Source organism: Nocardia sp. XZ_19_369, assembly GCF_015355715.1.
Taxonomy (GTDB): domain Bacteria; phylum Actinomycetota; class Actinomycetes; order Mycobacteriales; family Mycobacteriaceae; genus Nocardia.
Genome location: NZ_JACVED010000008.1, coordinates 45503 through 58393 on the forward strand (window position 1 = coordinate 45503; position 12891 = coordinate 58393).

The 12891-nt window shown below is 67.8% G+C and carries 11 protein-coding genes; 3 read left to right on the plus strand and 8 right to left on the minus strand.

Annotated elements, in window-relative coordinates:
• Positions 1-8: 8 nt before the first annotated feature.
• From IBX18_RS28375 to IBX18_RS28395, 5 genes are all read right to left on the minus strand, one after another.
• Positions 9-1112: a polyprenyl synthetase family protein gene (locus IBX18_RS28375; RefSeq protein ID WP_194836570.1), complete on the minus strand. Its 1104-nt coding sequence runs from the start codon at positions 1110-1112 to the stop codon at positions 9-11.
• Positions 1103-2413: a glycosyltransferase gene (locus IBX18_RS28380; protein WP_194836571.1), complete on the minus strand. Its 1311-nt coding sequence runs from the start codon at positions 2411-2413 to the stop codon at positions 1103-1105. Before IBX18_RS28380 ends, IBX18_RS28375 begins: the two co-directional genes overlap by 10 nt.
• Positions 2414-2664: 251 nt before the next feature.
• Positions 2665-3525 (minus strand): MerR family transcriptional regulator, encoded by an 861-nt coding sequence (locus IBX18_RS28385; protein WP_306796454.1) that lies wholly within the window; start codon positions 3523-3525, stop codon positions 2665-2667.
• A gap of 133 nt (positions 3526-3658) precedes the next feature.
• A complete protein-coding gene (locus IBX18_RS28390) occupies positions 3659-4111 on the minus strand; it encodes a hypothetical protein (RefSeq protein ID WP_228541958.1) in 453 nt (150 codons plus the stop codon).
• Between the two features lie 140 nt (positions 4112-4251).
• Positions 4252-5958 carry a hypothetical protein gene (locus IBX18_RS28395; protein ID WP_306796455.1) on the minus strand — a complete coding sequence of 569 codons (1707 nt, stop codon included), beginning with the start codon at positions 5956-5958 and terminating at the stop codon, positions 4252-4254.
• A gap of 526 nt (positions 5959-6484) precedes the next feature.
• Between IBX18_RS28395 and IBX18_RS28400 the strand changes: the two genes are divergently transcribed.
• The 3 genes from IBX18_RS28400 to IBX18_RS28410 all read left to right on the plus strand — a co-directional run bounded on the left by IBX18_RS28400 (position 6485) and on the right by IBX18_RS28410 (position 9932).
• Complete coding sequence (locus IBX18_RS28400) at positions 6485-7366, plus strand: hypothetical protein (RefSeq protein WP_228541959.1); 882 nt, start codon at positions 6485-6487, stop codon at positions 7364-7366.
• Positions 7367-7471: 105 nt separating this feature from the next.
• A complete protein-coding gene (locus IBX18_RS28405; RefSeq protein WP_194836954.1) occupies positions 7472-8851 on the plus strand; it encodes an MFS transporter in 1380 nt (459 codons plus the stop codon).
• Between the two features lie 181 nt (positions 8852-9032).
• A complete protein-coding gene (locus tag IBX18_RS28410; protein ID WP_194836572.1) occupies positions 9033-9932 on the plus strand; it encodes an SAM-dependent methyltransferase in 900 nt (299 codons plus the stop codon).
• 27 nt (positions 9933-9959) lie between these two features.
• Here IBX18_RS28410 and IBX18_RS28415 read toward each other — a convergent pair whose 3' ends face one another.
• The 3 genes from IBX18_RS28415 to IBX18_RS28425 form a co-directional block, all read right to left on the minus strand.
• Complete coding sequence (locus IBX18_RS28415; protein ID WP_194836573.1) at positions 9960-10922, minus strand: Gfo/Idh/MocA family protein; 963 nt, start codon at positions 10920-10922, stop codon at positions 9960-9962.
• Positions 10923-10938: 16 nt separating this feature from the next.
• Positions 10939-11751 (minus strand): VOC family protein, encoded by an 813-nt coding sequence (locus IBX18_RS28420; RefSeq protein WP_194836574.1) that lies wholly within the window; start codon positions 11749-11751, stop codon positions 10939-10941.
• A gap of 110 nt (positions 11752-11861) precedes the next feature.
• Positions 11862-12821: a YafY family protein gene (locus IBX18_RS28425; RefSeq protein WP_194836575.1), complete on the minus strand. Its 960-nt coding sequence runs from the start codon at positions 12819-12821 to the stop codon at positions 11862-11864.
• Between the last annotated feature and the right edge of the window lie 70 nt (positions 12822-12891).

Consider the following 12891-nt stretch of genomic DNA (forward strand, 5'->3'; position numbering starts at 1 on the left):
TCCTCTCGTCACAACTGCCGTGCCGTACAGAGCAGCGCCATCTGTTCCAGTGCGTGCCGCGGCTCGGGGCCGAGCGCGCCGGTCCGCAGCGCGAGCAGCGCATCGGTGACCCGATCGGCGATCATGGCTTCGATGCGTTCGGCGGCGCCCGAGGCCGCGATCAACGTTCGGCAGCGTTCGATCGCCGCGGCGTCGAGTTCGGGCCGGTCGAGCAGCTCGGACAGTTCCCGTCGCGCGTTCGCCCCGGCCATCTCCAACGCCGCGACGACCACGCTGGTGGCTTTGTGCTGGCCGAGATCGCTGTCCTGCGGCTTGCCGGTGATCGAGGCCGCTCCGAAGATCCCGAGCAGATCGTCGCGCAGCTGGAAGGCCTCGCCGATCCGAGTTCCGTAGTGGCCGAGGGCTTTCAGTGTCGACCCGGTGGCCCCCGCCAGCGCGGCGCCCAATTCGAGCGGGCGCCGGACGGTGTAGTTGCCCGATTTCGCGCGGGCGATGTCGAGCACGGTATCCAGGGTCGGGCGCTCGCGCGCGTCGTTGGCCAGATCCGCGAGCTGACCCATCGCCAGCTCCACCCGCATCGCGTCATAGCGCGGCCACAACCGGGCCAGTTCATCGGCGCCCACGCCACTGTCGCGCAGCATCTGCTCGGCCCACACCAGGCACATGTCGCCGAGCAGGATGGCGGCCGACTCACCGAACCGTGGCGGCGCTGCGGGCCCGCCGCGATGCGGCACGGCCAAGCGCAGGTGTGCTGCCGCGGATCCGCGCCGCAGGACGGCGGCGTCCATGACGTCGTCCTGCAGTAATGCGAAGGCGTGCAACAGTTCCAAGCTGGCCGACGCGCGCAACGCGGCGGGGTCGGGTTCGGCGGCACACAGCCAGCCGAGGTACATGAAGGTTGAGCGCAGACACTTACCGCCGAGGGCGTATTGGGCCAGCACGTCGTCGACGCCGGTGGCGCGGAGTTCGGCCACCCGCACCCGCCGCAAGAATTCGGTGAGTTCGTCGAGGACCAGCGCGCGGGTATCGGCCCGCCAGCGCTCGAACCCCATGGCGAGCCCGGGCGCCGATGATGTCCGGGCGGGGTCGAAAGACAGTGTGCTCACCGGCATTCTCCGTTTCGCGAGGCCGACATCCGGGTCAACGACCGATCCCCGCCGACTTCGGCGAGGACATCCGAGATCACATCGAAGGGCGCGGCTTTCGCCATTTTCTGACCCAACCTGGTTGCGGCGGAGCGGAATTCGCCGTTGCTCAGCACCCGGTCCACCGCCGCGGCCACTGTGGCGGGGCCCGGCCGCGCGGTGCCCAGGTCGATGCCCGCACCGGTGTACGCCACCCGCGCCGCGACTTCCGGCTTGTCGGCGGTGTCCCCCGCGACGATCAGGGGCACGCCGTGACGCAACGCTTGCTGCACACCGCCATAGCCACCGTTGGTGACCATCACGTCCACGCGCGGCAGCAGGTGGGTGTACGGAAGGTACTCGGCGGCATGCGCATTCGCCGGCAGCGGGCCGGGCACGTCGCGGGAACCGCCGGTGCACGCCACCACTCGGACGTCCGCGCGTCGGCTCAACGCCGTGAGAGTGGGCCGGACCAGCTGGCCGAGATCTGCGTTGTCCCAGGTCCCCTGGGTCACATGGACGACGGTCCGTGCGCCCGCGAGTTCGCCCCACCAGCTCGGCAACGCGGCATCCTTCGGACCGTCGATCGGTATCGGCCCGGTGAACACCACCGAAGGCGGCAGATCACGGCGCGGATATTCGAACCCGGGCACCGTGAACTGGAGCAGCCGGTCCGCGAGCACCGGCCAATCGAACAGATGCAGCGGCGCGGGCCCGAGACCGAGCCCGCGCAGGATCGCAGTCAACCGGCGTTGGCCGTCACGGAACAACACCTGACGCACGAACCGATGCATCGCCGTGTAGTCGCGGCCAGGTTGCGGTTGCCAGCCCATGCCGAACGGCGGTGTGTCCGCGCTCGACAGCATCAGCGGCACCACACCGCAGGCCAGCACCGGCGGCCGCGGCCGATGTCCCAGCAGCAGCGGAACGGCACCGGTGAACATCCCGTCCACGAGCACCGCGTCGTAATCCGTCCGGCTCAACTCGGCGGTCAACGCGCGGAACTGCGCGACGATCGGGTCGAGGAAACCCGAGCGCAACTCCGAGCGCCCGGTTCGCCATCGACGGATCAGGTTCGGTGGACCGCCGGTCGCCGGCGCGGACCTGGTCACCGCCGCATCGGCCGTGAGCACCGAGCAGGGCAGGCCCTGTGCCGCGATGGTGTCGCGGAACGCCGCACCGGTGAGCATCCGCACCTCATGGCCGCGTCGGCGCAGATTCGCCGCGACGGCGAGCATGGGCGCCACATGACCGGGTATGGGACTCACCGCCACGAGATATCGAGCCATGCCGAGCTTCCTTCGCTGTCATCACCGCACATCCGGACTGTTTGTCCGCACCTCGCGCGGGCACCCCGGCACCGAGGCGACCGCACTCGATCTCGTGCACCGCCGCGACGGTCGCCGTGCGCCGGGACTCACCGCCGAGCACAGACCCTGCGACGCCATCGTCAGTCCGGTCACCCGCAATGCTACCTGCAAATGATTCAAAAACGATGCACATATTCGGCGTGCTGCGCGCGACCCGCCGTAAGCGCAGGTCAGTGGAGCTCCGACACCGCCGCACGCTGCACTTCGTCCACGGCCGACTCGAGTGTGTTGACCCGAACCGCCGCTTTGGATGACCCTCGCTCCGGCCACCCCGGTCCGGCCAGGACCCAGTCCGCCCGCGACCGGTCCGCCGGAACCGGATGCGCGGTGTCCCGCGATTGCGACCACAGCACCACCACCGGCCTGCGCTCATGTTTGGCCAGCGCCGCGGCCAACGCGTCGGCGGGCACGGACGCGCCGAGCAGCAGTGCGGGCAGGCCGACTTCGGCCAGCGCGGCACGCAGCACTTCCAACGGGAGCACATGGCTTTCCCCGTCGGTGCAGGCGAGCACGATCGGCGCCCGATCGGCCGAGTTGCGCAACAACGGCACCGCCCGGTGCAGGCTGGTGGTCACCGCCCAGGACAGCAGGTGCTCCACATCGACGAGTCCGGCACCGCCGAGCTGCCTGCGGACTATCTCCGCGAAAGCGGGGCGGCACAACTGGTTCCACGTCACGACCACGCCGTAGTGGATGACGTGCGCGGTGATCACGGCGAGCAGTTCGGCATGATCGAGCCGCTCGGCCGCCGACAGCACCGGCACGATGTCACCGCGCGTGGGCATCGGACCCGCCACCGCACGGGCGGCCACCGCCGCACTCGCCGGGCTGGCGCCCGCACGCACCAGGTCGACCATCCGAGCCGTCACCGCGAGATCGGTCTGCGTGTAGTGCCGGTGCCTGCCCGGCAGATGCTGCGGCGGGCCCAGGCCGTATCGCCGGTTCCAGCTGCGCAATGTCGCGACCGGTACGCCCAGCGTGCGGGCCACCGTCCCGACGGTGTACTCGACCAGTGGCTCATCGTTGCTCACCGGCTCACCGCGCTCACGTCACCGCCGCTCCCCTCGGTGACCTGCCCGAAGCTACGCACCACCGAGCCTCCTACCGTCGGATGCTCGCAAATCGTAGCGCAGTAATGATGCAAACTCGATGCAACACGGCCGATTATTCGGCGCGTTCCGCCGGGGTGGCCTCGTGGGCTCGCCGACCGTCGGTGCGGCGCTGCCTCTTGAGTTCGGCCTCGTGCAGGTGGCGGTGTCCGCCGGTGAGCCGACGCGCCCGCTCCTCCCAGTCCCGGACACAGCGGTAGTAGGTCTCGTCGTAGTCCTCGACGACCTGGAAGGTCCAGCGACCCGGTAGCACGTTGCGCCCGACCAGCTCTCGCGTGAGTTGATCAGCCAATTCGCCGTGCCCGGCGGCGCGGAGCAGTTCGGTGGCTTCCTCGATGGCGAAGTCCGCGGTTCCGGTCTCGCGGTGGAAGTTGTACAGATGCCCGCGCGCCACTTCGACGATTTCCAGCGCTTCGGTGAGCTTTCCGACGGCCGCGACGGTGCGCGCGTCATAGGCCTCCGCGGTCGGGTTACCGTCGTCCAGCCTTGGATCCGATATCGACGTCATGCTTGCCAGATACCCGACCACACCCGAAAGATGCATTATTGATGCATGCCGGGCCTGCGCAAGTCACGGCCTGCTTCCTTGCCGCGCCGGCTCCAGTCCTGGCCGCGATTGCGCCGCACCGGCATCGGGCAGCGAACTGGTCAGCTTGCGACGGTTTGGCCGCGGCGCAGCGTCGGACCACAGCCCGATTTCTGGGACTCCGCCAAGAGGGTCGGCAGGACCTTGCCCGCGTACTCGCGTAGTTCTTGCAGCTTGGCTTCGTCGCGGACCGCGTCCTTACGGATCCAGTCCTCATCCGGCACGTTGGGGTCGACGGAGCGGTGAATCGGGTAGTAGTCGCGGTTGATTCGCGCGTCGAAGGTGATCTCGTTGGGTAGCCAGATCCCGTGCGAATGGATGAAGGTGGGTTTGCGTTCCTCGAAGACGTAGTCGCTGAGGTCGGTGGAGTCGTTGCCCGCGTAGATGTCCGCGATCCGCGCGTCGACGAGCCCGGCCATGTCGATCAGCTCCAGGCGTGACGTCAGCGACGTGCCGCCCATGTCGGGAGCGAACAAGCTGCCCTGCTGGACGCCTGCGATGTCCGCGTAGCCGTTGAAGAGGCGTCCGAATCGCATGGCGATCCAGCACAGCGGCACATCCGCGTCGGCGCGGTACGAGTCGCCGGCATCGGCGAACGCGACGCCGGACGGGATCATCGCACCGATCAGCGTCAGCACGACCAGGACCCGGCCACGTGTGCGCAACCGTTCCAGCAGTTCCCCCGCCGAGAGCACGACAACGAACGCACCCAGCGCCCACACCGGGGTGGCGAAGCGGAACTGCGCCATCCAGTCCGGTTGCAGCACGCAGTAGGCGATCACCGCCAAGGCCAGCGGTGCCAGCAACGCGACCGCGCCGTCGCGCCATTTGCTCGACGGCGCGAGGGTCAGACCGACCACGCCGATGGCCACGATCACCGCGGGTGCGCCCGCGTATTGCACCAGGTCGCCTGCCCTGGTCAGGTCGTGCACGGTCGGCGTCGCCTGGTGTTTCGCCACCGCGGTGTTCGGTACCAGCCTGCCGAATTCGGCAATCCGCCACAGCAGATAGGCCCCGAAGGGGACCGCGAATGCGAGTGCCGAATACAACCCGCATCGGAGGGCGGCGGGCAATGTCGCGCGGCGCACCAGGATCAGCGAGACCGCGGGATACGCGGCCAGATAGATGAGGCCGTCGGGCCGGGTCAACGCGGCGAACGCGGCCAGCCCACCGGCTAGCACCGCCACCGTGGGCGTCCACAACCGATCGTCGAGCACCGCCAGGAACAGGTGGACCGCCAACACGCACACCGCCAGCGCGAACAGCGAGTTCTCCAGGCCGGAGAAGCACCAGATCACGAAGGACGGGATTGCGGCGAGCACAGCTGCGGTCAAGAAGGTGATCACCGCGGGCCATCGTGAGACCCGGCGTGCGGCGACGTAGCAGGCGGCGAGGATCCCCACGCAGCAGAGCAGGGCGAACGCCTTGGGAAAGAGGACATAGTCGGGGACGCCGAAGAGAGAGCCCCGGTCGAACAGAGCGAGCCATTTGCCCACCACCAGCACGAGCAGCCAAGTGGGATTGGAGAACCCTTCCACTGACGGCGCGCCGGGCTGCAGCACCGGGCCGAGGCCCTCGGCGACGCTGCGCGCGTAGGCGAAGGTGATGCCCGCGTCGTCGACTATCCAGTTGCCGTAGGCGCTGGCCCGCCAGCCGAGCAGTACCGCACCGCCCAGTAACGCTGCCGACAGCGCCAGCCACGACCGGCGGTCTCGCTGACGCGCCCCCTCCGAGGGCTCGGCCGGAGCACGTAGCCGCGCTGTCAACACCTCAACACCTCAACGCCCTCCACCAGTTTCTGTCGTGCGGGGTTATCGGTCGGCATGAGCACCGACCCGACCCGCCACCGCCGTCTTGCTGCTACGTCGGCATCCTCATCTTTACAGCACTGTTCGATCGCACGGTGCGCACCTCCGGCTCGGCGCGTCCATCCTCGCCGTCCGAGTCCGAGACACCGCGTGGTCGGCCGGTTTTCGGCCCGCCAGCTCTGGCAATAGTAAGCACCAGCCAGGACTTATAGCGAATTCCTTTGCGTGCAGCAGTTTTACCATCGGATCCGCGGTGGCGCCGGTCGAGTGTGCCTGGCAGCGCGGCAATCTCCGCCGTCGCGGGATACCGCAGCGCCATCGGTGATTACCGGCGAGCCAGCGGTTATCGCCTCGGGGACAAACGGTTTCACACTTCGGTGGCGCAGCCATAGGGATGTGAGGTGTGTCATGTTCCTTCGGGTTGTCCATATACCCCCTAGGGGTATATGTTTCTCCGTAGCAAGACCACGATCGAGAGGACGAGACGATGACCACACCGACCCACACCGACCACCATGGCGCGCACGAAGGACACGATCAGCACGCCGCGCACGAGACTCCGGTTGCCCATGCCGGGCACGGTGCGATCGGCCACGCCGGCCATGGTGAGCACGCCGGACACGGGGCGCCGGTCGCCCACGCCGGACACGGCGGTGGACTGCCCGGCGGACTCCTGATCACCCAGGACGGCTACACCCTGCAACTCCTCGAACCGATCGCGGCGCCCGGCGCGATCGACTTCCGGTTCCGCATCCTCGGCCCGGATGGCGAGCCGGTCACCGAGTACACCGCCATCCACGATCGCCGACTGCACCTGATCGTCGTGCAGCGCGAGCTCACGGGCTTCTGGCACGTGCACCCCGAACTCGCCGCCGACGGGACCTGGGCCGTGCGCCTGAACCTCCCCGCCGCAGGCATGTATCGCGTCTTCACCGATATCGCACCGCGAGCGCTCGGTAAGACCATCACGCTCGGCGCGGATCTCGCTGTCGCGGGCGCATACGAGCCGCGTCCGACCCCGGCGGCCGCGCGCACCGCGCTGGTGGACGGGTACGAAGTGACCCTCGACGGCGAACTGGTCCCGGACGAGGGGCGACTGCTCACCCTCACCGTGCGCAAAGACGGCAAGCCGGTCACGGACTTGCAGCCCTACTTGGCCGCCTACGGTCACCTGGTGGTCATCCGCGCCGGCGATCTCGCCTACGTGCACGTGCACCCGAATGGTGAACCCGGCGACGGGGTTACCGCGCCCGGTCCGGACGTCGCGTTCCACACCGTCGTCCCGGGGCCCGGAACCTACCGGCTTTTCTTGGATTTCAAGCACGGTGACGTCGTGCGCACCGCTGCGTTCACCGCAACCGCCGTCTAACCCCTTCCACCAGAAAGGATCTCGTCATGTGCGAGTGCTGCTGTACCGGCCGCCGTGATCCACCCCATCTGATTCGAGGAAGTGTTTTCCATGCGTTCCACGTCCATGAGCGCCACCCTGTTCGCGCACCGTGACTATCTGAAACTGTTCACCGCTCAGCTGTCCGCGCTCTTCGGTACCGGATTGACCACCGTCGCATTGGGTTTGCTCGCCTACGAGCTCGCCGGTGGTAACGCGGCCGCCGTGCTCGGCACCGCACTGACCATCAAGATGCTGGTCTACGTCACCGTCGCACCGGTGGTGGCCGCTTACGCCGACCGCTTCCCCCGTCGACTATTTCTGGTGTCACTCAACGCAATTCGAGCCGTAGTCGTACTGGCACTGCCGTTCATCGATCAGGTGTGGCAGATCTACCTACTTATCGCCCTGCTGCAAACCGCCTCGGCCGCTTTCACTCCCACCTATCAGGCGATCATTCCCGATATCCTGCCCGACGAGCGGGAATACACCCGGGCGCTCTCGGCGGCCCAAACGGCCGCGACCATGGAAACACTGCTGAGCCCGATGCTCGCCGCGGCCGCACTGGCGGTGATCAGCTTCCATTGGCTGTTCGTCGGCACGGCAATCGGATTCGTCGTCTCGGCCGCGCTGGTGCTTGCCACCCGGATCCCGAACGCGACCACCGGCACGCCGGGTTCCTTCCGCGAGCGCAGCACGGTGGGCATGCGGATCTTCGCCGCTACGCCTCGGCTGCGCGGTCCGCGCGGCCTCAACCTCGTGGTGGCTGCCGCCGGATCGGTGATCATGGTCAATACCGTGAACTACGTCCGCGACACTCTCGGCGGCACGCAATCCGGAGTGGCGATGCTGTTGGCCGCCAACGGGTTCGGCACCATGGTGATTGCGTTGGCCTTGCCCAGGGTCCTCGACCGGGTCGGCGCACGGCCGGTCATGCTCGCGGGTGCGGCCGTGCTGCTCCTCGGCCTCGGGTCGGGTACCGCGCTGTCGACCGCGGGTAGCGGTGACTGGCGCTGGACAGCAGCGATCGCGGTATGGGCAGTGATCGGTGCGGGTACCGCGGCGATCCTCACGCCGATCGGCCAGGTCCTGCGGCGCTCGTCGCAACCGGCCGACCGGCCCGCGCTCTTCGCGGCCCAGTTCTCGCTGTCGCACCTGGCCTGGCTGATCACCTATCCGATCGCCGGATGGCTGACTACCGCCGCAGGTTTCACCGCCACCTGGGTGACCCTCACGGCCCTTGCCGGCGCGGGAATCACTGTGGCACTGCGGATGTGGCCACGCCACGATCCCGAGGTGGTGACCCACCTGCACGAAATCGGCACCATCGATCCTGCCCGCCTCGCCGACGCCGTCCGCGTGGACGACCGCTTTTACCGGCACACCCACGCCTACGTCATCGACGCCGACCACCGCCGCTGGCCCACTCCGGCGGCCCGGCAGCGCGAAACCGCCGTAGCGGCTTGATCATTCCCGAGCGGCCCTGGGATCGGAAGACCACCGACCCAGGGCCCCTCTCGTTCCGAATTCCGTCGGTTAGCACCCCGGGGTCTCGATTTGCGGGCGCGACGAATGCGCCTTGTCTGTAGGCCGTAAAGAAACCGACGAGTTGGTGCAATAGTTCCAGATGGCAGGTATGTTGGCGATCGTGCGTACCGAGGGAGATACCTGGGACATCAACACCAGCGTCGGGTCCACGGCACTGTTCGTCGCCGCGGCTCGTGCGCTGGCCGCGCGCGGCCCCGCTCCGCTGGCAATCGATCCGCTCGCCGAGGTCTTCGTGCGCGCCGCGGGACCGGAATGGGCCGATCTGCTCGACGGCAAGGCGGCCGAGCATCCGCTCCTCGACCCCGACTTCGGGCTTCCCTTCCAAACCTTCCAGGCCGCGCGCACCAAGTACTTCGACGACTATTTCACGGCGGCCGTCGCCGCGGGAGTGCGCCAGATCGTCATCCTGGCCGCGGGCCTCGACGCCCGCGCCTACCGCCTGCCCTGGCCCGACGGCACGGTCGTCTACGAACTCGACCGCCCGCAGGTGCTGGAGTTCAAGCGGCAGACACTGGCCGCCCACGGCGACAAGCCCCGCGCCGACCGCCGCGAGGTGCCGGTGGATCTGCGCGAGGACTGGCCGAAAGCATTGCGCGAGCAGGGTTTCGATTCGGCCGCCCCCACCGCCTGGCTCGCCGAGGGGCTACTCCCGTACCTCCCCGCCACCGCCGTGGACCAACTGTTCGCCGCTGTCGACCACACCAGCGCCCCCGGCAGCCGCATCGCCATCGAAGAGCTGGACCCACTCCCCGACCAGGCCCACACCGCACTGCTCGAGGACCCCGACTCCGCCCCGCACGGCTGGATCGACTGGGCACACCTGATCTACAACGAGCAGCGCAGCGACGCCGTGGAGTGGTTCGCCGCGCACGACTGGTACGCCACCGGCATCACCCTGTCCGACTACCTCGACTCGGTAGGCCACCGGATCGAACCAACCTCCGACACACCACTCTCGCTACCTACGCCGGCCCGCCTGACCACCGCCGTCCGCCCCTGAGCTGGACCACCCGCCCGATCGTCCCGGTCACCTGACTGGTGCGGACCTCGGCTCCGGCTGGAGCGCGTGGTGGACATCGAGGGTGAGCGCGAGGGCGTCGAGCACGCTCGACAGGGCGATGCGATTGTCGGCCTCGCCACGCAAGCACGCCAGGACATGCTCGATCATCGCGGTGTAGCTGTCGGACCCTTGCGCGGTCAGCACACGCCGACCCGCGGCGGTGTACTCGACGACCGTGGTGTCCTCGCCATCCTCGCCAACCTCGCCGAAGTAATGCTCCAGGACGCCGTCGGTGAAGGTCGCACGGTAGCCGCCACGCGAGCCGTACGCGTCCGGCATCAACGCTGACGCGCTCACCCGAGCGGTCGCGGCCGGATAGGTGAGCACCGCGTGCGCGGTCGAACCTCGTTGCCCGCCGGCGACTCCCGTCGTGGACACCGATTCGGGCACGCCGAGCAACTGGGTGACGATATCGAGGTCGCCGTGCATGACGTCCAGGGCGATGGAGTCGAGGCGGAGGTCGTAGCCGGGCCACCGCAATGCGGTGTGCATGTCGAGTTCCAGCGCTACCAGTCTGCCGTAGGTGCCCGCGTGTACGGCATCGAACAGCAGCCGGTTGGCCGGGCCGAATCGGTCGAACATGTCCACGAACACTTGGCGATCGCCGGCCTCGGCCGCCGCGGTCACCTGCTCGGCATCCGACATGGTCAAGGCCAGCGGGAGCTCGCAGAGCACGTGTTTGCCCGCTGCCAGCGCACGCAATGTGTGCTCGGCGTGCAGCGCGGTCGGCAGGCAGATGTCGATGAGGTCGATCGTGGGGTCGTCGTAGAGACCGTCCAGGTCAGTGGTGGTGGAAAAACCGTGGCTGTCGCGGATGCGGGCCAGCGCCGCCGGGGTGCGCCCGAACACGACGACCTCGACGTCGCCACGGCCGGCGTATACCGCGGCATGGGCTTGCCCGAATCCGGTACCCAACAAGGCGATTTTCATTGAATGACTCCTTGACTCAGGCTTGGGTGGGCGTGGCGACGAGACCGAAACGGTTGCCGCTGAGATCGGCGATGCGCGCGTGCACGACTCCCTCCGAGTTCGAGGCAGGGCCGTACTCGATTGTCGCGCCGAGCTTTTCGGCAACGCCTGCCTGCGCACGCACATCATCGGCGAGAAAGCCGGGCATCAGGTAGTTCGGGCCGTCCGCACCATGGTCGTAGAGCCCACCGGCCGGATGATCCATGCCGGTAAGAATGCTGTAATACGGCTTCCCGCTTGCGGATTCGTCGAACTCGAAGCGCCAGCCGAACGCCCGCGTGTAGAAGTCGCGGGTGGTTTCGACATCGCTGGTGCCGAGCTCGAACCAGGCCATCGAGCCCGGCGACGGCGCGTGCGACGACTCGGTCATGTATTTCTCGGTGGCGTCGGCGCGGTCCTGCAGGTTCGCGCTTTCGGTGCGGGAAAACAGCGAGAACAGGTTGCCCAGTGGGTCGGCCAGCACCGCGAAGGAGGTCACCTCCGCGACCTGCGTCGGTGGCACGAGGACCTCGGCGCCGAGACCGCTGAGTCGCTCGGTGTCGGCAGCGACATCGGCGGACAGCAGGGAAAGATTGAGTTGTTCACCACCGGCAGGGTTTTCGTGGATAGCGCCCAACGGCCACGGTGCGGACGGTGCGAGGATACGAATATAGCGGCGACCATCGATCGACGAGTCCAAATCGAGTTCGAAACTCCAGCCGAAGAGTTCGGCGTAGAACTTTTCGACGGCGGTGGCGTCGCGGGTGCCGATTTCGAACCAGACGACCTGGCCCGGGGACAAGAACCCCATTATTCCTCCTGGTTACTCCGTTGTTTGCCTTACTCGGCCACGGTAGGAAACCAATAGGTCATCGAAGGACCTAATAAGAGCTCGGTGCGGTTCAGATCACGACACCGGTGTCACGCGAGCGCGTCGGTGGCACGTTCGGCGAGCGCCCGCAATTCCGCGATTACCGCAGGCGGGTCGAGCACAACATAGTCGACGGGCAGCAAAACGATTGCGCGAGCGAGGTATTCGGGCGCGTCCGGGTAAGTGGTGAGCAGGCAGGTGTGGTCGTCGATGGGTTCGAGCAAGCCGTTGCGCGCCGGTATCCGGGCGGCCGCCTGCTCGATCGGCATCGGCAACCGGACCCGGGCTCGAACGGAACCGGCTGCGGCACTCAGCGAGCGCGTGAGCCAGTCGGCCGCGTCGACGCCATCGGGCAGTTCCCGCTGCGGAACTCGCACGCCGGTCCGATGGATGTCGGCCAAGCGGTCGACGCGGAAGGTGCGCCAGTCGGCACGATCGTTGTCGAAGGCGATCAGGTACCAGCGACGACCGGCCGCGACGACCTGATGCGGTTCGACCAGACGTTTACTGGTCGCGCCCTCAGCTCGGCGGTACGCGAATCGGATCTTCTCCTGTGCGGCACAGCAACTCGCGAGCACCGCGAGAATCTCCGGGTCCGCCCACGGACCGTCCGCCGCCGACGCCACCACCGCGGTCTGCGACAGTGCGGTCAACCGCGCCCGCAACCGGGACGGCAGCACCTGCTCGAGTTTGGCGATGGCCCGCAGCGAGGCATCCTCGATACCGACGATCCCCGCCGTGGCGGCGGTGCGCAGTCCGATCGCGATGGCCAGGGCTTCCTCGTCGTCGAGGACCAGCGGCGGCATCGCCGTCCCCGCCGCGAGCCGGTAACCACCGACATTCCCCTGCGTAGCGTCCACCGGATAGCCCAGCTCACGCAGCCGTTCGATATCACGACGAATCGTGCGCGGACTCACCCCGAGGCGCTGCCCCAGCTCGACCCCGGTCCAGTCGCGCGGCGACTGGAGCAACGACAGCAGTCGCAACAACCGGCCAGAGGGATCGCGCATGAGCTTATCCTCCTCGATCAATAGGTCACGGGCTGTCCTATTACGGTACGACGTTCCCATCCGCCGTTGA